At 74.0% G+C, this 20,584-nt stretch carries 18 protein-coding genes and 1 riboswitch; of the genes, 5 read left to right on the top strand and 13 right to left on the bottom strand.

The genetic code is table 11. The features are described from left to right. Positions 1-90: 90 nt before the first annotated feature. The 8 genes from AB0N31_RS22330 to AB0N31_RS22295 form a co-directional block, all read right to left on the bottom strand. The gene (locus AB0N31_RS22330; RefSeq protein WP_366060146.1) at positions 91-1,218 is read right to left on the bottom strand and encodes an acyltransferase; all 1,128 of its coding nucleotides are present in this window, start codon (positions 1,216-1,218) and stop codon (positions 91-93) included. 166 nt (positions 1,219-1,384) lie between these two features. Continuing rightward, positions 1,385-1,801, bottom strand: a complete 417-nt coding sequence (locus tag AB0N31_RS22325; protein WP_366060145.1) for a transglycosylase SLT domain-containing protein — start codon at positions 1,799-1,801, stop codon at positions 1,385-1,387. Between the two features lie 317 nt (positions 1,802-2,118). Continuing rightward, positions 2,119-2,976 carry an ECF transporter S component gene (locus AB0N31_RS22320; protein ID WP_366060144.1) on the bottom strand — a complete coding sequence of 286 codons (858 nt, stop codon included), beginning with the start codon at positions 2,974-2,976 and terminating at the stop codon, positions 2,119-2,121. Then, positions 2,973-4,643 (bottom strand): ATP-binding cassette domain-containing protein, encoded by a 1,671-nt coding sequence (locus AB0N31_RS22315; RefSeq protein WP_366060143.1) that lies wholly within the window; start codon positions 4,641-4,643, stop codon positions 2,973-2,975. The genes AB0N31_RS22320 and AB0N31_RS22315 overlap by 4 nt, the downstream gene beginning before the upstream one ends. Beyond that, positions 4,640-5,812, bottom strand: coding sequence for an energy-coupling factor transporter transmembrane component T (locus AB0N31_RS22310; RefSeq protein ID WP_366060142.1), 1,173 nt, complete (start codon positions 5,810-5,812; stop codon positions 4,640-4,642). Before AB0N31_RS22310 ends, AB0N31_RS22315 begins: the two co-directional genes overlap by 4 nt. After that, the gene (locus tag AB0N31_RS22305) at positions 5,805-6,479 is read right to left on the bottom strand and encodes an SCO2322 family protein (protein ID WP_366060141.1); all 675 of its coding nucleotides are present in this window, start codon (positions 6,477-6,479) and stop codon (positions 5,805-5,807) included. Before AB0N31_RS22305 ends, AB0N31_RS22310 begins: the two co-directional genes overlap by 8 nt. Further along, complete coding sequence (locus AB0N31_RS22300; RefSeq protein WP_366060140.1) at positions 6,476-7,699, bottom strand: prenyltransferase/squalene oxidase repeat-containing protein; 1,224 nt, start codon at positions 7,697-7,699, stop codon at positions 6,476-6,478. The genes AB0N31_RS22305 and AB0N31_RS22300 overlap by 4 nt, the downstream gene beginning before the upstream one ends. A 136-nt stretch (positions 7,700-7,835) precedes the next feature. After that, positions 7,836-7,901, bottom strand: a riboswitch (cobalamin riboswitch). Positions 7,902-8,022: 121 nt separating this feature from the next. After that, the gene (locus tag AB0N31_RS22295; protein ID WP_366060139.1) at positions 8,023-8,664 is read right to left on the bottom strand and encodes a TetR family transcriptional regulator; all 642 of its coding nucleotides are present in this window, start codon (positions 8,662-8,664) and stop codon (positions 8,023-8,025) included. 210 nt (positions 8,665-8,874) lie between these two features. On the opposite strand from AB0N31_RS22295, the gene AB0N31_RS22290 reads away from it, so the two are divergent. Genes AB0N31_RS22290 through AB0N31_RS22280 form a run of 3 tightly spaced genes read left to right on the top strand, consistent with a single transcriptional unit; the run spans position 8,875 to position 12,127 of the window. Next, on the top strand, positions 8,875-10,332 hold the full coding sequence (locus AB0N31_RS22290) for a glycosyltransferase family 4 protein (RefSeq protein ID WP_366060138.1): 1,458 nt from the start codon (positions 8,875-8,877) through the stop codon (positions 10,330-10,332). Continuing rightward, a complete protein-coding gene (locus AB0N31_RS22285) occupies positions 10,326-11,060 on the top strand; it encodes a class I SAM-dependent methyltransferase (RefSeq protein ID WP_366060137.1) in 735 nt (244 codons plus the stop codon). The genes AB0N31_RS22290 and AB0N31_RS22285 overlap by 7 nt, the downstream gene beginning before the upstream one ends. Continuing rightward, a complete protein-coding gene (locus AB0N31_RS22280) occupies positions 11,057-12,127 on the top strand; it encodes a prenyltransferase/squalene oxidase repeat-containing protein (RefSeq protein WP_366060136.1) in 1,071 nt (356 codons plus the stop codon). Before AB0N31_RS22285 ends, AB0N31_RS22280 begins: the two co-directional genes overlap by 4 nt. Positions 12,128-12,155: 28 nt before the next feature. On the opposite strand, the gene AB0N31_RS22275 is transcribed toward AB0N31_RS22280, so the two are convergent. The 4 genes from AB0N31_RS22275 to AB0N31_RS22260 all read right to left on the bottom strand — a co-directional run bounded on the left by AB0N31_RS22275 (position 12,156) and on the right by AB0N31_RS22260 (position 16,365). Continuing rightward, a complete protein-coding gene (locus tag AB0N31_RS22275; protein ID WP_366060135.1) occupies positions 12,156-12,446 on the bottom strand; it encodes a hypothetical protein in 291 nt (96 codons plus the stop codon). 245 nt (positions 12,447-12,691) lie between these two features. Then, positions 12,692-13,519, bottom strand: coding sequence for a DUF5336 domain-containing protein (locus AB0N31_RS22270; protein ID WP_366060134.1), 828 nt, complete (start codon positions 13,517-13,519; stop codon positions 12,692-12,694). A 167-nt stretch (positions 13,520-13,686) separates the two neighbouring features. Further along, the gene (locus AB0N31_RS22265) at positions 13,687-14,631 is read right to left on the bottom strand and encodes an N-acetylmuramoyl-L-alanine amidase (protein ID WP_366060133.1); all 945 of its coding nucleotides are present in this window, start codon (positions 14,629-14,631) and stop codon (positions 13,687-13,689) included. A gap of 177 nt (positions 14,632-14,808) precedes the next feature. Continuing rightward, on the bottom strand, positions 14,809-16,365 hold the full coding sequence (locus tag AB0N31_RS22260; protein WP_366060132.1) for an MFS transporter: 1,557 nt from the start codon (positions 16,363-16,365) through the stop codon (positions 14,809-14,811). A gap of 222 nt (positions 16,366-16,587) precedes the next feature. On the opposite strand from AB0N31_RS22260, the gene AB0N31_RS22255 reads away from it, so the two are divergent. Beyond that, a complete protein-coding gene (locus tag AB0N31_RS22255; RefSeq protein WP_366060131.1) occupies positions 16,588-18,327 on the top strand; it encodes an MFS transporter in 1,740 nt (579 codons plus the stop codon). A 90-nt stretch (positions 18,328-18,417) separates the two neighbouring features. Then, positions 18,418-19,068 (top strand): class I SAM-dependent methyltransferase, encoded by a 651-nt coding sequence (locus AB0N31_RS22250; RefSeq protein ID WP_363087025.1) that lies wholly within the window; start codon positions 18,418-18,420, stop codon positions 19,066-19,068. Positions 19,069-19,226: 158 nt separating this feature from the next. Here the strand turns inward: AB0N31_RS22250 and AB0N31_RS22245 are convergent, their stop codons facing one another. Further along, positions 19,227-20,381: a histidine kinase gene (locus AB0N31_RS22245; RefSeq protein ID WP_366060150.1), complete on the bottom strand. Its 1,155-nt coding sequence runs from the start codon at positions 20,379-20,381 to the stop codon at positions 19,227-19,229. Positions 20,382-20,584: the final 203 nt, after the last annotated feature.

The raw sequence follows: 20,584 nt of genomic DNA, 5'->3' as shown, positions 1-20,584 counted from the left end.
CCCGATACTGGTTGTATCGGGGCGATCCCGACAACGCGGCGAGCGTGCGTGCCAGGCGTCGCCGGGCAGACGGGACTTTCGAAACACGCCCTAGCGCCCGCCCACCTCGGCGGGCGGGTGGACGGAGGGCGTGGCGGGGCGGCCCACCCGGCTCCGGAGCCGGCGTTCGGCCGGGTGCTCCAGCCAGTGGTAGGCGGCGCCCGCGGCGGCCTGGCTGGCCAGGAGGACGCCGGCCCAGAAGAGGAGGGTGGCGCCGCCGGGGGCGGGCCTGCCCCAGTGGAAGACGGCTGTGCGCAGGACGATCTCATGGATGAGGTACCAGGCGAACGACCAGTGGCCGAGCCGGATCATCCACGGTCCGCCCAGTCCGGTGCGGCGGCCGTCGAGGTCGGCCCGGGCGGCGGCGCAGATGAGGACCGCGAAGACCGGCGCCGAGAGCCACTGGGAGGCCGTGTACGGGCTGTACCAGAGGGCGTCGGGCACGGCGTGGTGCCAGGGGATCAGCGCGAGGTGCCAGGCGACGACGAGTCCGGCGGCCACGGGCAGGGGCACGGGAGGACGCCAGCCGCGCTTCAGCGCGAGCCCCGCCACCACGCCCAGCACGAACTGCAGGCCGCGCGTCAGCGGCAGGTAGTCGAGCGCCCACAGGCGGGTGACCGGCGACAGGCCGGACAACGCCGGCCACAGGACGAGGGTGGCGCAGACGACGCCGGCGGCGGTCCACGCCCGGGCCCTCGCCCCGCGGCCCGTGAGCAGGGCCAGCAGCACCGGGAAGACCAGGTAGAACCAGGCCTCGTCGCTGAGCGACCAGGCCGCGGGGTTGCCGCCCTTGAAGACGACCGGCTCGGGGAACCAGGCGTGCACCAGCAGCAGGTTCGCGACCACCGCCTTGAGGGACACGGCACGGTCCATCAGCACGTACACGGCGACGGACGCCGCCACGCTGAAGGCGAGCAGCGGCCAGATGCGGGCGAACCGGCGCCACAGGAAGATCCGGACGGGCACCCGCACGCCGTCGTACGTCCAGGCCAGGACGACCCCCGACAGCACGAAGAAGAACGTCACCCCGCTGCGGCCGTACCAGACCGCGTCGCTGAGCCCCGGCACGGTGCCCACCTGCCGGGACAGGTGGTACAGGACGACCAGCAGCGCAGCCCAGAAGCGGAGCCCGGTCAGCGAGGGCAGCCGATCGCGGCCGGGCGCCGGTACAGGGGTCACGAACGGTCCTTCGACGGTCGGGGCGGCGGGGCGGTGACTCCGACCCGAACGAAGGAGCGAGGATATCGCCCTGCCGACGGGGCCTCGGTGGTCCCGGGAAAGGCGTGAGGCGGCGGCCCCCGGGGATCGGGGGGCCGCCGCCTCACGCGTGCGGGGTCGGCGTGGCTCAGTACCAGCCGTTGGCCTGCCAGAAGGACCAGGCGCCGGCCGGGCTGCCGTAGCGGGAGTTCATGTAGTCGAGACCCCACTTGATCTGGGTCTTGGCGTTGGTCTTCCAGTCGGAGCCGGCCGAGGCCATCTTGTTGCCCGGCAGGGCCTGGACCAGGCCGTAGGCGCCGGACGAGGAGTTGGTGGCGTCGACGTCCCAGTTGCTCTCGTGCTGCACGATCTTGCTGAACGCGTTGAACTGCGCGGCGTCCGGGATCATCTGGTGCGCGATCGCCTTGGCCTGGGAGGCGGAGGTCACGGTCGAGGCCTGGGCGGGAGCCGCGGACAGCGCCATGCCGGCGGTCGCGGCGGCCAGGGCGGCGGCGGTGAGGGCCTTCTTCGGGGAAGCGATGCGGCGGATGACGGAGACGGACACGGAGAACCTTTTTCCTTCGGGGGCAGAGGCGTCGCGGTGCATGCCGGAGTCACGCGGTGCGTGGCCGCACCGCGTGATGTGCGGCGGGGGGCTGCATGCGTCGGCGCCGGGGGCCCGGGGGCTCGTCGGCGCCGTGCGACGTCCTCCAGAGAAACAGGCTCGGCAGGGGTCCGCAATGACCCCTTTTACTAGTTGTGGCCGCATGTGGGGTGAAGGTCGCCCGTGTGACCCGGCTCTCAACGTGCAGGTCAGGACAGTGATCTGCATGGACATGGCGTCCGAAATATCCCACTAGGCCAGGTAGTAGGTGATGTGGGTCATGTGGGGTGCTTCACCGGACGAGGGTCCTCGAATGTGACCGCGGTCTCGAAGGCCGCGCGCCGGGTGGCTCTGCGTAGCGCCCTGAGCACGGGCGGACCCAGCGTCAGGGTCAGCACGACGGTGACGACGGCCCGGCCCAGGTCCCAGCCCAGCGAGGTGGCCGCGCAGTACGCGAGGAAACGGGCCAGGTTCTCCGGTACGGCCGCGTCCGGATCGAAGGAGATGCGCGAGGCCAGCTCACCCAGGAACGGCCAGCCCGCCATGTTCATCGCCGTGCCGTAGGCGAAGGCGGCCAGGAAGCCGTAGAGCGCGAGCAGGGCCAGTTCGCCCCGGCCCCGCAGCCGGTCCGGGCCCGGCAGCAGGCCGGCGCCCATCGTGAACCAGCCCATGGACAGCATCTGGAACGGCATCCACGGGCCCACCCCGCCCGTGAGCAGGGCGGACGCGAACATCGTGACCGAGCCCAGCACGAAGCCGAAGCCGGGGCCGAGGACCCGGCCGCTGAGCACCATCAGGAAGAACATCGGCTCGATGCCCGCCGTACCGGCCCCGATCGGACGCAGGGCGGCGCCGGTCGCCGCCAGCACGCCGAGCATCGCGACCGCCTTCGCACCGAGTCCCGACTCCGAGATGGTCGCCGCCACCACCGCGACCAGCAGGACCAGCAGCCCCGCGAACAGCCAGGGGGCGTCCTGCGCGTGCGCGTTCAGTGCCGAGGCCGGCGGGGCCAGGAACGGCCAGGCGAAGGCGACCACCCCGACCGCGCCGACGAGCCCGAGCGCGGCCACGGAACGGGGGCCCAGACGGACCGCTCGCGCCTGCCCGGCCGGGGCCGGCCGGCCGGTCGCGGTCACCGCAGCGCCTCCCGCACCTGGGCGACGGTCAGCCACTCCTGCGGGGCCAGGATCTTCGTCACCTGCGGGGCGAAGGACGGGGAGGAGACGATCACCTCGGCCGTCGGACCGTCCGCGATCACCTCGCCCTCGGCCAGCAGCACCACCCGGTGGGCCAGCTCCGCCGCCAGCTCCACGTCGTGCGTGGCCAGCACTACCGCGTGCCCGGCGGCGGCCAGCTCGCGCACCACGCCGACCAGGCGGGTCTTCGCCGCGTAGTCCAGGCCGCGGGTCGGCTCGTCGAGCAGGAGCAGCGGCGGACGGGCGGCCAGCACGATCGCCAGCGCCAGCGTCAGACGCTGGCCCTCGGACAGGTCGCGGGGATGGGTGCCGTCGGGGATGCCGGGGAGCAGGTCGCGGACGAGGGCGCGGCACGTGCCGGGGGCGGCCTGCGCGTCCCGGTCGGCGGCCGCGCACTCGGCGGCGACCGTGTCGGCGTACAGCAGGTCGCGGGGTTCCTGCGGGACGAGGCCGACCCGGCGGACGAGGTCGCGGGGCGCGGTGCGGTGGGGGAGCGCGCCGCCCGTCCGGACCGTGCCGGAGGACGGCTCGACCAGGCCCACGAGAGTGTTGAGCAGGGTGGACTTGCCGGCGCCGTTGCGGCCCATCAGGGCGATGGTCTCGCCGGGGGACACCGCGAGGTCGACGTCGCGCAGCGCCTGCAGCCGGGCGCGGCGCACGCAGAGGGAACGGACCTCCGCCGGGGGCGCGGACGCGGCCGGGGCGGGTGCGGTGCGCCGGCGCCACCGGGGGAGCGCCGGGCGCGGCGGCGGTGGCTCGGCGACGGCGGGCGGGGTGTGCTCCGGCTCCCGCCCGGCCAGCCGTTCGCGCAGGTCACCCGCCATGCGCCGGGCGTCGCGGACGGTCAGCGGCAGCGGGGACCAGCCCGCCAGCCGGCCCAGATCCACCACCGGCGGACACACCGGGGACACGGCCATGATCTCGGCCGGGGTGCCCAGCACCGGGGCGGCACCGGGCGCGGGCAGCAGGGCGACCTGGTCGGCGTACTGCAGGACGCGTTCCAGACGGTGTTCCGCGAGCAGGACGGTCGTGCCGAGGTCGTGGACCAGGCGGAGCAGGACGGCGAGGACCTCCTCGGCGGCGGCCGGGTCGAGCGCGGAGGTCGGCTCGTCCAGGACGAGGACGCGGGGGTGCGGGGTGAGGACCGAGCCGATCGCGACGCGCTGCTGCTGGCCCCCGGAGAGCGTGACGATCGGACGGTCGCGCAGGGCGGCCAGGCCGAGCAGGTCGAGGGTCTCCTCGACGCGGCGGCGCATCACCGCCGGAGGCAGGCCCAACGACTCCATGCCGTAGGCGAGTTCCTCCTCCACGGTGTCCGTGACGAAGTGGGACAGCGGGTCCTGGCCCACCGTCCCCACCACGTCGGCGAGTTCACGCGGCTTGTGGGTGCGGGTGTCGCGGCCGGCGACCGTCACCCGGCCGCGCAGGGTGCCGCCCGTGAAGTGCGGGACGAGACCGCCGACCGTGCCGAGCAGCGTCGACTTGCCGACCCCGGACGGACCGGCGAGCAGCACCAGTTCCCCTTCCGGGATCTCGAAGTCGACGTCCCGCACGGTGGCTTCGGGGCAGCCGTCGTACGTCACGGAGACGTTCTCGAAGCGGATCACGGCGACGGCTCCTTCGGGAGCGGGGCGGACAGCAGGGTGGGCAGCAGGCCGACGAGCACGGCCGCGGCGGGCCACAGGGGGAGGGTGGGCGCCGTGAGCGGGATCACGCCGGGGTGCAGGGCCGCCGGGTCGGCGGAGGCGGCGAGCGTCAGCAGCGCGGCGACCGCGGCACCGGACCCGGCGACCAGACAGGCCCGCGGGGTCCAGCGGTCCGGGCGGTAGCGGGTGCGCGGTGAGCGGCGCCCGCCCAGCCGCAGACCGGCGAGCGCGGCGGCGACGCCCACGACGAGCACCGGCAGCCCGTACGTGCCGCCCGCCGCGGTGAGCAGGCCGTACGTCCCCGCGCAGACGCCGAGCAGGCCGCCCAGGGTGAGGACGGCCGTCGTACGGCGGACGCGGGACGGGACGTCGGCGGTACGGCCGTAGCCGCGGGCGTCCATGGCGGCGGCGAGGGCGACGGAACGTTCCAGGGCGCCCTCCAGGACCGGGAGCGCCACCTGGGACAGGCCGCGCAGGCCCCGGTCCGGGCGGCCGCGCAGCCGGCGGGCGGCCCGCAGCCGCTGGACGTCGGCGATGAGGTACGGCGCGAAGGTGAGCGCCACGACGACGGCGACCCCCGCCTCGTACAGGGCACCGGGGAGGGCCTTCAGGAGACGGGAGGGGCTCGCCAGGGCGTTCGCGGCGCCGACGCAGACGAGGAGGGTGGCCAGGCGCAGACCGTCGTACAGCGCGAACACGACCCCCTCGGCGGTGACCCTGCCGCCCAGCCGGATGCCCTGCGCCCAGTCCGGGAGCGGGATTTCGGGGAGGGTCAGGATCACGTGCGTGCCGGGGACGGGGGAACCGAGGACCACGACGAAGAAGAGACGGACGGCGAGGACGGCCAGGGCGAGGTGGAGGAAGGCGGAGTAGGAGCGGGACCAGGGGGTGCGGGGACGGCAGGTGAGGACGACGTGGGCGGAGGTGGTGAGGAGGAGGGCGAGCAGGAGCGGGTTGGTGGTGCGGGTCGCGGCCGTGCCCAGACCGAGGGCCCACAGCCACCAGGCGCCGGGGTGGAGTTGAGGCGCGGGTGCGCTCGCCGGTGTCGGCCGGGTGCGGTTCCCGGTGGGACGGAGACGGTTCCCGGTGGGACGGGTGCCGCTCTCGACGGGGCGGGAGCCCTCAGTCATTCCCGCGCCGCCGGGCCTGCCACACCGCCGCCGCGGCCAGGGCGGCGACCAGCGCACCGCCCGCGTAGACGCCCACGGACGGGCCGCCGCCGTCCGCGGCGGACGACGGGGAGTCCGGCGAAGCCGGCGGCTCCGCAGCGGAGTCGTCCCGCTGCTCGCCCTCGCCCGTCGTCACCTGGTCCCCGCAGCCCTTCCGCGGGTAGCCCGCGATCGCGCACAGCAGCGCGTTCGCGTCGTAGCGCAGGGGTTTCGCGGTCGAGGCGAGGGCCTCGGCCGTGGTCGCGTCGTCCGGGACGCGGGCGCAGGCCGTGCGGGCGGCGGGCGGCCTCTCGCCGGACGGCGCGTCCGCGGCGGTGCCGAAGTCGAGGACCAGGGCGACCCGCTTCATGCCGTCCCGCTCCGGGGTCCGCGCGCAGATCGATGCGAACAAGGCCGTACCGCGCGGCCGCGACGCGTCCTGCGAGTCCTCGCTGACCGCGAAGCGGAAGCCCTGCACGGCGCCGTCGGAGGGGCGGGCCGTGGCGGGGCCCTCGGTGGCGTAGACCCAGCGGTCGCCGTCGCGGTCCCAGAACGACCAGTAGCGGTAACCGGCCGCCTGCGCCGGGCCGGTGCCGGCCAGACCCAGGAACAGCGCGGCGACGAGCAGGACGGTGAGACGGCGTATCACGGCTGCTGCTTCCTGCGGCCGCTGATCAGGAAGCCGATGCCGATACCGGCGACGAGGAAGACGCCGACGGTCCACCAGACGCCGAAGCCGTCCTCGGAGTCCTCCCCCGCCTCGTCGGCCTCGTTCGCGTCGTCCTGCTTCGCGGAGCCGGTGGTCTGCGGGGCCGGACCCGTCGCGTTCAGGGCGGCGACCAGGTCCGTGCCGCCGAACGCGCGCGGGTCGGTGCCCGTCGCGTGCGCGGCGAGGACCAGTTGGGCGTAGGCGGCGGGGCCGCTCTGCTGCGCCCAGGCGGCGCCGTTGCGCTGGAGCCAGGCCAGCGGCTTGCCCGCCTGCCCGGCGCCGCCCTGCGCGGCGAGCGCGACCACGGCGTCGGCGGTGTTGCCGTAGTCCGGCTGGTTCTCGGCGCCGGGGAGCACCGAGGTCAGGTACCCGTTCTTCGCGACGGCCTTCGCCAGGTAGGCGGCACCGTTGGCGGCGGCCTGCCGCGGGCCGGGATAACCGGCGTCGGCGCAGACGGCGTCGTCCGCCTTCTTCCCGGCCCCGGCCGCCAGGCCCTCGCCGAGCGCGCCGAGGACGCCCGCTGCCGTCGCGTCCGCGTTGGCCGTCAACGTGCCCTTCTTGTCGGGCTGATAGGCGAAGGCGCCGCCGTCGTCACAGGGCAGCGCGAGCCGGACCAGCGCGTCGTACGGCGACTTCCCGCCCTTCACGACCTCCGCGGGCTTCTCCCCGGCCGCGGCCAGCGCGCCGACGACGACGGCCGTCGAGTTGGTGTCGCTGGCGCCGCCGGGGGCGTACCCCCAGCCGCCGTCCGCGTTCTGCACGGACTTCAGCCAGCCGACGGCCTTCTCCGCCGCGGCCTCGTGACCGCCGAGAGCCGCGAGGGCCTGTACGGCGGCGGCGGTGCTGTTGGTGTCGACCGTCAGCTTGGCGTCGCAGGCTCGGGCGGGATCGGCGCGGAACGCGGCGAAGGAGCCGTTCGCGCACTGCTGGCCGGTCAGCCAGTCCACGGCCTTCTCCGCCGGCTTCACCCCGACCGTGTCCTGGGCGAGCAGCGCGAGCGACTGGCGCCAGACACCGTCGTACGTGGGGTCGGTGGTGCCGTACAGGCCGGACGGGATCGCCACGGACGGGGTCGGCGACGGGGACGCGGCCACGGCGGGCGTGGCGGCGCCGATCACTGCGGTGGCGGCCAGGACGGCGGCGCTGCGGCGGACGTTCATGATCGGCGGGTGCCTCTCCCTGTCAGGGAGCCGGGCGGCGCGGGACACCCCGGCGGCTCGGCTCCGCATACCTCGACGGTGCCCGTGCGGCGGCGGCGCCGACGCACGTGAGCCGGTCACGTCCCGTCCGGGGCAGTCCGGCTGGCCACGGGGTGGTTCTGGATGGCTCACGGTTGCGGGTCAGCGCCGGAATTGCACCGGCTTTCCCCCGTACGGGTGTGATGACGACTGGGCCACTGTACTCGGCCGTAGGAAAGGCCCTGAGGGCCGCCTGTGAGCACGGGCGGGCGCCGGGAGGAGCGGTGGTGGGCCCTGGGGGAGTGCTACTCCCGCGCCCCCGGTTCCGGCACGTCGATCAGGCGGCAGGCCGTCTCGATGTCGATGCGGACCTGGGCGATGGAGGCGCGGCCCGAGAGCCAGGTGATGAGGGCCGAGTGCCAGGTGTGTTCGATGACGCGGACCGCGGAGAGCTGGTGCGGGGTGGGATCGGTCAGGCCCGTCGCGTCGAGGATGATCGCGGTGGTCTGGCGGGAGACCTGGTCGACCTCGGGCGAGACGCTGCGGTCGGCGAAGGTGAGGGCGCGGACCATCGCGTCGGCGAGGTGGGGCTCACGCTGGAGGGCCCGGAAGGCGCGCATCAGGGTCTCCGCGACGCGGGCGGCCGGGGTGTCGCCCGCCGGGGGCTTCTTCCGCAGCGTGCCGTGCATGCGCTCCAACTGGTCCTGCATGGTGGCGACCAGCAGGTGCACCTTGGACGGGAAGTAGCGGTAGAGCGTGCCCAGGGCCACCTGGGAGGACTCGGCGACCTCCCGCATCTGCACCGCGTCGAACCCGCCCCGGCTCGCCAGTCGCGCGCTCGTGTGCAGGATGCGGCGGCGGCGGGCCTCCTGCCGCTCGGTGAGGGGGGCGGCGGAGGGGCGCCGGCCGCTGGTGTCCACCTTGTCCCCCTTGGCTTGCGCGGGCATGGGTCCCGTTCCGTGACGGTCGGTGAGGGCGTGGGATCGCTCAGCGGACACAGGGCGCCGGGCCGTGGCGTGAATCACCTGATCCACTGCTCACAGTGTCCTTACCTGCCGGTAGATTCGGAGCCTCCCGGACGATCAAGTCTGAAACTTGTTCTAGATTAACGTCCCGTCGTAGTCTCGCGGGACAGTGCAGGCAGAAGGGGGCCCGGAGTGACCGCTGAGGCCAGTCAGGCGGGGTCCCAGGACCTCGCCGCGGACGGCGGGCGACCGCTCGACATCGCGCTCCTCACCTACAAGGGGAACCCGTTCTGCGGCGGCCAGGGCGTCTACGTCCGCCACCTCTCGCGCGAACTGGTCCGGCTCGGCCACCGCGTCGAGGTCATCGGCTCCCAGCCCTACCCGGTCCTCGACGGGGGCCACGACGGCCGGCTGTCCCTCACCGAGCTGCCCAGCCTGGACCTCTACCGTCAGCCCGACCCCTTCCGCACCCCGAAGCGCGACGAGTACCGCGACTGGATCGACGCCCTCGAAGTGGCGACGATGTGGACCGGCGGTTTCCCCGAACCGCTGACCTTCTCCCTGCGCGCCCGCCGCCACCTGCGGGGCCGCCGCGGCGAGTTCGACGTCGTGCACGACAACCAGACCCTCGGCTACGGCCTGTTGGGCGACGTCGGCGCACCCCTGGTCACCACCATCCACCACCCCATCACCGTCGACCGGCAGTTGGAGCTGGACGCGGCCGAGGGCTGGAAGCGGCGCGCCTCGGTGCGCCGCTGGTACGCCTTCACCCGCATGCAGAAGCGCGTCGCCCGCCGCCTGCCGTCCGTGCTCACCGTCTCCGGGACCTCCCGCCAGGAGATCGTCGACCACCTCAAGGTCCGCGACGACCGCATCCACGTCGTCCACATCGGCGCCGACACCGACCTGTTCGCGCCCGACCCGTCGGTGCCCGTCGTGCCGGGCCGCATCGTCACGACGTCCAGCGCGGACGTGCCGCTCAAGGGCCTGGTCTTCCTCGTCGAGGCGCTGGCCAAGGTCCGTACCGAGCAGCCGGACGCCCACCTCGTCGTCGTCGGCAAGCGCCCGCAGGAGGGCCCCGTCGCCGCCGCGGTGGAGCGCTACGGTCTCGACGGCGCCATCGAGTTCGTCAAGGGCATCTCCGACGCCGAACTCGTCGACCTGGTGCGCTCGGCGGAGGTCGCCTGCGTGCCCTCCCTCTACGAGGGCTTCTCGCTGCCGGCCGCGGAGGCCATGGCGACCGGCACCCCGCTCGTCGCCACCACCGGCGGCGCCACCCCCGAGGTCGCCGGACCCGACGGGGAGACCTGCCTGGCCGTACCGCCGGGCGACGCGGGAGCGCTGGCCACCGCGCTGGGCCGGCTGCTCGGCGACCCGGCGCTGCGGGCCCGGCTGGGCGCGGCCGGACGTCGGCGGGTGCTGGAGCGGTTCACCTGGGCGCGCGCCGCCGAGGGCACCGTCGAGCGGTACCGCGAGGCCGTCGAACGGGCCGGCGGCGGACGATCCCGCCCCTCCGGCGCGCGGCCGGCACCCCGTACCTCCGCCTCCGTCTCTCCCTCCGCCTCCGTATCCCCCTCCGCATCCCCCTCCGCGGACGTCGTCCCCGATGCCGACGTCGCATCCGATCGCGAAAGCAGGGCCACGTGCTGACCGTCGACTTCTCCCGGTTCCCGCTCGCCCCGGGCGACCGTGTCCTGGACCTCGGCTGCGGGGCGGGACGCCACGCCTTCGAGTGTTACCGGCGCGGTGCCCAGGTCGTGGCGCTGGACCAGAACGGCGAGGAGATCCGCGAGGTCGCCAAGTGGTTCGCGGCGATGAAGGAGGCGGGCGAGGCCCCCGAGGGTGCCACCGCCACCGCGATGGAGGGCGACGCCCTCGCGCTGCCCTTCCCCGACGAGTCCTTCGACGTCGTCATCATCTCCGAGGTGATGGAGCACATCCCCGACGACAAAGGCGTCCTCGCCGAGATGGTGCGGGTCCTGCGGTCCGGCGGCCGCATCGCCGTCACCGTCCCGCGCTACGGCCCCGAGAAGGTCTGCTGGACCCTGTCCGACGCCTACCACGAGGTCGAGGGCGGCCACATCCGCATCTACAAGGCGGACGAACTGCTCGCCAAGATCCGCGAGGCCGGCCTGCGGCCCTACGGCAGCCACCACGCCCACGCGCTGCACTCGCCGTACTGGTGGCTGAAGTGCGCGTTCGGCGTCGACAACGACAAGGCGCTGCCGGTGCGGGCGTACCACAAGCTGCTGGTCTGGGACATCATGAAGAAGCCGCTGGCGACCCGGGTCGCCGAACAGGCGCTGAACCCGCTGATCGGCAAGAGCTTCGTGGCGTACGCGACCAAGCCGCACCTGCCCCGGGTGGACGCCAAGTGACGACTCCCCGGACGGAACACCTCGTCCTGCCCGGGGTCCTGACCGCCGAGCAGGCCGTCGAGACCGTCCGCGGCATCCTGGCCGAACAGCGGGAGGACGGCGCGATCCCGTGGTTCCGCGGGCACCACCTCGACCCGTGGGACCACACCGAGGCCGCGATGGCGCTGGACGCGGCGGGCGAGCACGAGGCCGCCGAGCGGGCGTACGAGTGGCTCGCCCGGCACCAGAACGAGGACGGCTCCTGGTACGCGGCCTACGCCGACGGCGACTTCGCCGACGTCACCGACCGCGGCCGGGAGACGAACTTCGTCGCCTACGTCGCCGTCGGCGTCTGGCACCACTACCTGTCCACCGGCGACGACACCTTCCTGGACCGCATGTGGCCGGTCGTCCACGCGGCGGTCGAGTACGTGCTGCGGCTCCAGCAGAGCGGCGGGCAGATCGGCTGGCGCCGCGACGACGACGGCACGCCCGCCGCGGACGCGCTGCTGACCGGCTCCTCCTCCGTCCACCACGCGCTGTGCTGCGCCCTGGCCATCGCCGAGCAGCGCGAAGAACCGCAGCCGGACTGGGAGTTGGCGGCGGGCGCGCTGCGGCACGCCATCCGCCGGCACCCGGAGCGGTTCCTGGACAAGACCCGCTACTCCATGGACTGGTACTACCCGGTCCTCGGCGGCGCGCTCACCGGCACGGAGGCCAAGGTCCGCATCGAGGAGATGTGGGACCAGTTCGTCGTGCCGGGGCTCGGCGTGCGCTGCGTCGTGCCCAACCCGTGGGTGACCGGCGGGGAGTCGGCCGAACTCGCCCTGGCCCTCTGGGCGGTGGGCGAGTCCGACCGCGCGCTGGAGATCCTCCAGTGGATCCAGCGGCTGCGCGACCCGGAGTCCGGGCTGTACTGGACGGGGTACGTCTTCGAGGACGCGGCCCTGTGGCCGCAGGAGTTGACGACGTGGACCGCCGGGTCGCTGCTGCTCGCGGTCGCCGCGCTGGGCGGGCACGAGGCCACCTGCGCGGTGTTCGGCGGCGACCGCCTGCCGACGGGACTGGATCCCGACTGCTGCGGCTGAGACGGTCGCCGATGACGTCTGCGGGAGGTCAGTGGCGGACCCGGTTGGCGATCGCGTGCCCGACGAACAGGTACACGACCGCCGCCAGGCCGTAGCCCGCCACGACCCTCGCCCACGCCTCGTCGAACGTGAACAGGTCGTACGACCAGCCCGCCAGCCAGCGGGCCACGTCGTGCACGAACTGCACGAGTTCGTTGCCGCGGTTGGCGTCCAGCAGATACATGACGATCCAGAGGCCCAGGATGAAGGCCATCACGTCGGCGACGACGGCGATGACCGTGCCTGCCGAATGCGCACCGTTACGGTATCGAGGGGACATGCAGTCCGGCTTGCCGTTCGTGACGGGATGAAACACGGCCTGTTCACGACTTCTCCATGTGCCCTGTCACGACTCGGAGTTGTGCCTTCCGGGGACGTCGTCGCGGCGACCGGCCCCGCCACCGGTGTCGTCAACCCGATTCGCACGCATGCCTCCTGACGCAACGTCAGACTCCGCGGAGGGGTGACTGCACGACAACGGCCCCCCGCCCGGAGGACGAGGGGCCGCGAGACGCGGGCGCGGAATCAGCCGCGCTGGATGCCGGAGGTGTCCCGCAGCACGCCGCGACGGCCGTCCTGGGTCTGCGCCACCAGACCCTGGGCGCCCTGCTCGACGGCCAGGTACCAGGTGCCCGGAGCCAGTTCGGCGATCGGCATGGGCGCGCCGTCCTCCGCGTACAGCGGACGCGGCACCGGCACGGCGAACCAGAACGGCGAGAAGTCGGCGGCCGGCGGCTGCGCCGGAGCCGGCTGACCGCCCGCGAACGGCGGCTGGCCCGGCTGCTGACCCTGCTGCGGCTGCCCGCCGAACGGCGACGGCTGCTGCTGCGCACCCGGGTAGCCGTAGCCACCGGGCGGCTGCGCGCCGTAGGGCAGCGGCGCCGGCGGCTTCGGGGCCGGGATCAGCGCACCCTGGAGGGCCGGGACGAGAGGGGTGGCGACGGCGGCGGCGGCCAGCAGCAGCGCGGCGATGAGGGCCAGGATCAGGCCCGTACCGGCGTCGGGGCTGTTCGAAGTATCGCCGACGTTGTCGTAACCGCCGGAGGGGTCGAAGATGTTGCCGAGCGCGCTCCACGCGGCGAAGACTGCGAAGGCCGCGCCGAACTGACGGAGGTCGAGTCCGGCCACCTTGGGCACCTGCGGCAGTGCCCGGCTGATGACCATGAGTGCGGCGCCGATGATCCCTGCGAGAACGACACTGAACATCACCGGCCCGCTGTTCCAGAGGTTCGGCAGGTCGTAGCTGTCGGGGATCCCGTCGATCGAGTAGAGATCGAAGAACGACGCGATGAACAGCAATACCGCTGCTCCGATCACCACGCCGTCGCCTCGAGTGAGGGAGCGGATATTCACTTCAGGTCCTTCGTCAGTCGTCTCGTCATCGGTACACGCATCGGTAGAGGCGTCGCTGTCACCATGTCGCCCTCAGGCCCGGGTGGGAAGCGCGGGGGTGGCCCCTCATCGTGTGGACGACACTATCGTCCACACGATCGGGCTGTCCCCGGGGATCAGCGGGTCGGTCACCGCCCGCGCAGGAAACTCACGATTCCCTCAGAGATCCCCTGCGCCGCCTTCTGCCGCCAGGCGCCGCTGGTGAGCAGTGCCGCGTCCTTGCTGTCGCGCATGTTCCCGCACTCGATGAACACCTTGGGAACCGTTGACAGATTGAGACCGCCCAGGTCCTCACGCGTGACGAGACCGGTGCCGTCGCCGACGTAGTTGGAGGGCGAGGTGTCCGTGGCGTCCGCGAAGTCGCCGGCGATCAGTTCACCGAGTTTTCGCGAAGGAGCCACGAGGGCACGGGTGTCGGCGACGCCCTCGTGCACCGCGCCCGGCAGGATCACGTGGAAGCCGCGCTGCCCGGCGCCCGCTCCGTCGGCGTGCACCGACACGACGGCGTCCGCGCGGGCCGAGTTGCCGATCCGGGCCCGCTCGTCGATACAGGGCCCGTAGGGCCGGTCGGCGTCCTGCGTCAACTTCACGGTGGCGCCCCGCTGTTCCAGCAGGGCGCGCAGCCGGTGCGCCACGTCGAGCGTGAACGCGGCCTCGCTGTAACCGGAGTTGGTGGCGGTGCCGGTGGTGTCGCACTCCTTCTTGTTGGTGCCGATGTCCACCCGGCGGCTGATCTCGGCCGTGTGCGTGGAGTTGGCGGGATTGTGTCCCGGGTCGATGACGACGACCTTCCCCGCGAGGCTCCCGGCGCCGCCGGGGGCGGACGCCGTCGGGGACTGCGCGGCCGAGGCGCCCGGCTTGTCGTCCGGGTCACCGCCGGCCGAGGCGGTCCCTCCGGAGCCGGAGGCCGTGACCCGGCCGGGTCCGCTCCCCTCCGACCCGCCCAGCGCCTCCCACGCCAGCCAGCCGAGCAGCGCGCCCGGCACGAGCACGGCGAGCAACACGGTGAGCGTGCGCCGCAGCGGGGAGCGGCGGGGACGCGGGGGATCGAAGTCAGGGCCTACGTACGACACGCCTGCCACCCTAGCGGGACGCCCCCGACGCGGCCGGGAGGCCACCGGCAGGCCGCGGGAAGGGCGACGGCCGCCGGGGGGCGGGTGACTGCCAGGCGAAAGGCGGCTGCGGGACGGACGGGGCTCGGGCGGCGTCCCTGTCGTTCCGGTGCCCTCCGGGCCCCGCCGCCCCTCCCGTTACGCCTCGGAATCCGCCGAACCGGCCCGGGCCGCCGAGGTCGAGGGGTCCGCGTCCACGACGTCCCGCCCTGGCTGCTCCGCCGGATCCCGCCGCGCCGCGGGCCCGGGCTGCTCGGTCTTCCCCGCCCGTTCCACCCGCCGCGGCAGCCACACCAGCATCAGCGCCACCCCCGCGAGCAGCACCACCGCCCCCGTACGGAACGCCAGCGCGTACCCGGCCGTCAGCGCCTCGGGCGTCCCCCGTCCCGCCGTGCGTCCCGCCGCCAGCGTGGACAGCACCGCCAGGCCCAGCGAACCGCCCATCGTGCGGGAGGTGTTGACCAGGCCCGACACCAGTCCCGCCTCACCCGGCGCCACCCCGGCCGTGGCCAGCGAGGCGAGCGGCGTGGCCGACAGGCCCGCGCCCAGCATCATCAGCACGCCCGGCAGCATGATCGCGGTGACATAGGCTCCGTCGGCGGTCATCGTCGACTGCCAGCCGAAGCCGGCCGTCGCCGTGAGCGCGCCCAGCGCCGCCACCGTGCGCGCCCCGTGCCCCCGCATCAGCCGCGGCGCGAGCTTGGAGCCGAGGACGACGGCCAGGGAGCTGGGCATCAGCGCCAGGCCGGCCTCCAGCGGGGAGTAGCCCAGCACGTTCTGCGCGTACAGCGTCATGAAGTACCACATGGAGAACATCGCCGAGCCGCACAGCAGCATCGCCACGTTCGCCGAGGACACCGACCGCCGCCTCAGCAGGCCGAGCGGCATCAGCGGGGCCGTCGTGCGGGCCTCGACGGCGAGGAACAGCGCGATCAGGACGAGCCCGGCGGCCAGCGGCACCAGGGCCGCCGCCGCGGTCCACCCCTCGGCCTCCGTCCGCGAGATGCCGTACGCGAGGCCGGCCAGACCCGCCGTGACGAGGAGGGCGCCCGGCAGGTCCGGACGGCGGCGGTCCCCGGCACGGCTCTCGGGGAGCAGGGCGAGGGCGCCGGCGAGGACGACCGCGCCGACCGGCACGTTGATCAGGAGCACCCAGCGCCACGACAGCAGTTCGACCAGCACCCCGCCGACGAGTCCGCCCGCGGCGCCGCCGCCCGCGCCGACCGCCGTCCAGGTGGCGATCGCCCGCGCCCGCGCCGCGCCGTCCGGCACGGCGGCGGTGACGATCGTCAGTGTCGAGGGCGCCAGCACGGCGGCGCCCAGTCCCTGCGCGGCCCGGGCGAGCAGCAGCTGCCAGTCGTCCCGCGCCAGCCCGCCGGCCAGCGAGGCCAGCGTGAACAGGGCGAGCCCGACGAGGAACATCCGCTTGCGGCCGTAGAGGTCGCCGGCCCGGCCGCCGAGCAGCAGGAAACCGGCGAAGGCGATGGCGTAGGCGTTGACCACCCACTGCAGGCCGGCCGCGCTCATGCCCAGTTCGGCCCGCACGGAGGGCAGTGCCACGTTGACCACGGAGACGTCGAGGACGACGAGGAACTGTCCGGCGCAGGCGAGCGCCACGACGAGCCGGGCGGGGGCGGCAGGGAGGGGGGTGACGGGGGAGCGGGCTGGGCGTGCGGCGGAGGGCATGGGTGCCATGGTCTCAACCGCCCCGCACCCCGGCATCGGGACATCGACCTGGGCCCGAGGTCTCGCGCCCGCCCCGGGCCGGGCGCGTCTTCCTTTCCCAAGAGAAGGTCAAGATTTCGTTAGTGTGCCGAAGCATCGGAATAGTTGCTCGTGCATACGAGGTTCAAGTTGCACGTACCCGCACGGCTCAGCCGTTCACCCGTCCACTCCCAGGCCTGGAGGCCTCGCTTCATGACGCACACGTCGACCGACCGGCCCGGACGCAGGCCGGGCGGTGCCGTCGTCCCGGTGCTCGCCTTCGCGGGCATCGTCGTCGCGGTGATGCAGACCCTGCTGGTACCGGTCATCAAGGACCTGCCGCAGCTGCTGGACGCCGCCCCCAGCAACGCCACCTGGGTCCTCACCTCGACCCTGCTGTCCGGCGCCGTCGCCACGCCGATCATGGGCCGTCTCGGCGACCTGTACGGCAAGCGGCGCACGCTGATCCTCAGCCTCGCGGTGATGGTCGTCGGCGCCCTGGTCAGCGCCGTCACCAGCGACCTGCTCACCATGATCGTCGGCCGTACCCTCCAGGGCTTCGCGATGGGTGCGATACCGCTCGGCATCGGCCTGATGCGCGACATGCTGCCCCGCGAGAAGCTCGGCTCGGCGATGGCGCTGATGAGCTCCTCCATCGGCGTCGGCGGCGGCCTCGCCCTGCCCGCCGCGGCCCTCGTCGCCCAGCACGCCGACTGGCACGCCCTCTTCTACGGCGCCGCCGGTCTCGGCGTCCTCGCCATCGTCCTCACCCTGCTCGTCGTCCCCGAGTCCCCGGCCCGCGCCGAGGGCTCCTTCGACCTGCCGGGCGCGCTCGGCCTCTCCGCCGGCCTCGTCCTGTTCCTCCTGCCGATCACCAAGGGCAGCGACTGGGGCTGGTCCTCGGGCCTCACGCTCGGACTGTTCGCCGCCTCCGTCGTCGTGCTCCTGCTGTGGGGCCTGATGGAGCTGCGCGTCAAGGCGCCGCTGGTCGACCTGCGCACCAGCGCCCGCCCGGCGGTCCTGTTCACCAACCTCGCCTCGATCATGGTCGGCGTCTCCTTCTACGTCGTCTCCCTCGTCCTGCCCCAGCTCCTCCAGCTGCCCAGGAGCACCGGCTACGGCCTCGGCCAGTCGATGGTCACCGCCGGCCTCCTGGTGGCACCGCTCGGACTGACAATGATGATCACCGCACCGGTCTACGCCCGCCTCTCCGCGAAGTACGGCCCCAAGGTCACCCTGATCCTCGGCCTGCTGATCATCGCGATCGGCTACGGCGCCGGCCTCGGCCTGATGAGCGCCGCCTGGCAGAGCCTCGTCATCGCGGTCGTCCTGGGTGCGGGCATCGGCCTCGCCTACTCCTCGCTCCCCGCGCTGATCGTCGGCGCGGTCCCGGCCTCGGAGACGGGCGCCGCCAACGGCCTCAACACCCTGATGCGGTCCATCGGCACGTCGGTGTCCAGCGCCGTCATCGGCATGGTGCTGGCCAACACCGCGAACGACGTGGGCGGCGTGGCCGTCCCGACCATGCACGGCTTCCGGGTCTCCTTCCTGATCGCCACCGGAGCCGTCGCCGTGGGCCTGCTCCTTGCCCTGTTCCTGCCCCGCCGCACCCCCGCGGCGACGCCGCAGCTGCGTGCCAGCAGCGAGGAGGACGCCAACCTGGCGCACGCCGAGGCGGTCCTGCGGGGCTTCAGGGGCCGGGTCCTGGACGCCGACGGCGCCCCGGTCGCCCACGCCAAGGTCACCCTCATCGACCACCGCGGCCGTCAGGCCGGCGCCACCCTCTCGCAGGCCGACGGCAGCTACGCCGTCGCCGTCCCGGCCCGGGGCTCCTACGTCCTCGCCGCCAGGGCCGGCGGCCACGGCCCCCTCGCGTCCGCCGCGACCCACACCGGCGACGAACGCCCGGTCGACCTGGACCTGGCGCTGCCGGGCGAGACGGTCACCGCCTGACCCGCACCCCCGCACCCCCCGTCGCTCCTCCGACGGGGGGTGCGGCACCATGGGCGGGCCCAGACGCACGCACGACCGGAAGGACCCCCCATGCCCGCGGCACCCGAGCCCGAGATCCTGGCCGCGTTCGAGGCCGCCAAGGGGTTCATGCCCCTCGACGAGGGACTCGCGCTGTACGCCGCCGCCGTGGAGGCGTCCGGCCTGGGGCTGCCGCTGCTGGAGGTCGGCACCTACTGCGGCCGTTCGACGATCCTGCTCGCGGACGCCGCCCGGCGGGCCGGGGTCACCGCGCTCACCCTCGACCACCACCGGGGCAGCGAGGAGCAGCAGCCGGGCTGGGAGTACCACGACCCGGAGACCGTCGACCCCGAGATCGGTCTGATGGACACCCTGCCCGCCTTCCGCCGCACCCTGCACCGGGCCGGCCTCGAGGAGCACGTGGTGGCACTGGTCGGCCGGTCCCCGCAGATCGCCGCCTTCTGGAACTCGCCCCTCGGCCTGGTCTTCGTCGACGGCGGCCACACCGACGAGCACGCCGGCTCCGACTACGAGGGCTGGGCCCCGCACGTCGCCGAGGGCGGCCTGCTCGTCATCCACGACGTCTTCCCGGACCCGGCCGACGAGTTCACCGGCCAGGCCCCCTACCGCGTCTACCTGCGCGCCCTGGAGTCCGGCGCCTTCACGGAGGTCTCGGACACCGGCTCCCTGCGCGTCCTGCGCCGCACGGGCCCCGGCCTCTAGAACGGTGTCCGGCCTCCGCGGGGCGCCTGGCCGCCGCGGGGCGTGCCCCGCCTCTGAGGGGAGGGCACGCCGGGCCCGACCCCTCGCCGGGCACGCCCGGCTCCGGCCTCCCGCCCGGCGCCTCGGGCCGCGCCCGGCCCTACGGCTTCGCCCCGGCCCTACGTCCTCGCCCGGCGCCGCCGGTACACGGTCACCCCCGCCGCCACCGCCAGGACGCCCGCGCCGATCGCCGCCCAGGTGCCGGGCTGCCGCAGCGGCCGGTGGGCAGGGCCGGAGCCGCCCTCACCGCCGGAGCCGCCCGTGCCGGGACCGCCCGCACCCCTGCCGCCCACACCCGTGCCGTCGTCGGTGACCGTCAGCCGCGCCCGCTCCGCCGTGCCCGACACGGTGATCTCGCAGCGCCCGGCCCCGCTGTGGCGGACCACGTTGGTGACCGCCTCGCGCACCACCCAGCCCAGCAGGGCCGCCGTCCGCGGGGCCGGCGGAGGGCCCGACCGGCCGATCACCGGCTCGACGCCCGCCGCCGTCAGGACCGAACGGGCCCGGTCCAGTTCGGTGGCGAGACTGCCCTCGCGGTACCCGGTGACCGCCTCGCGGATCTCCGTCAGTGCCTGGCGGCCCACCGCCTCTATGTCCATGACCTGGGCGAGGGCCGCGTCGAGATCGCGCTCCGCGAGCCGCCGGACCGCCTCCGACTTCACCACGATCACCGACAGGGTGTGCCCGAGCAGGTCGTGCAGATCGCGGGAGAACCGCAGCCGCTCCTCCTCGACCGCCCGCCGGGCCAGTTCCTCACGGGCGGCCCGCAACTGCCGGACCGCCTCGGCCAGGGACAGGATCGCCGCCGTCACCATCGTCGACAGGAGGGTGCCGTACGCGACGTTCACCGCGTCGCTCCAGCCGTTGCGGTACACGGCGGCGGCACCGGCGGCCAGCGCCAGTCCGATGCCGACCGGCCCCAACCAGGGCCCTCGCGTGCTCGCGCCGACGGCCAGCCCCAGCAGGGGGAAGAAGCTCAGCCAGCTGCCGCCGTAGCCGAGCGCCAGAGCGCAGGTGACGAGCGCCATGAGCACCAGGGCCAGCCGTGTCGAGAGCGCCTCGCGCTTCTCCCGGACGAAGCTGCGGAACACGACGTAGACGTAGAGGGAGTTGAAGGTCAGCACTCCGAGGCCGCCGATCCACGGGTTGGCCTCGCCCTGAAGGAGGTTCGAGAAGGCGCCCATGCCGAGCAGCAGCCACGGCAGCAGGGAGTAGCCGGACGGCGGCGGGCCCGGATGATCCGGCACCTCACCCGTCCTGCGCCACTCCCGCATCGCCTCCCGGTCGCGGGCGCGCTCGGCCTTGTGCCGCACGTGCTCCTGCCACCGACAGGCCACCCACTGCTTCCCGCGCATCCCGCTCCCGCTTCGTCGCCCCTCCACGGGTCCTCGCCCACCGCTCCGACGCTACGCATCCACCCCGGCCCAAGGACAGATGCGGTTGTACCGACCCGGGCAGGACAAATGTCCCGGCACGC

This window comes from Streptomyces sp. NPDC051051 (assembly GCF_040682975.1).
GTDB lineage: Bacteria > Actinomycetota > Actinomycetes > Streptomycetales > Streptomycetaceae > Streptomyces.
The sequence above is the reverse complement of the archived record's forward strand: the minus strand, read 5'-3'. Positions and strand labels throughout refer to the sequence as shown.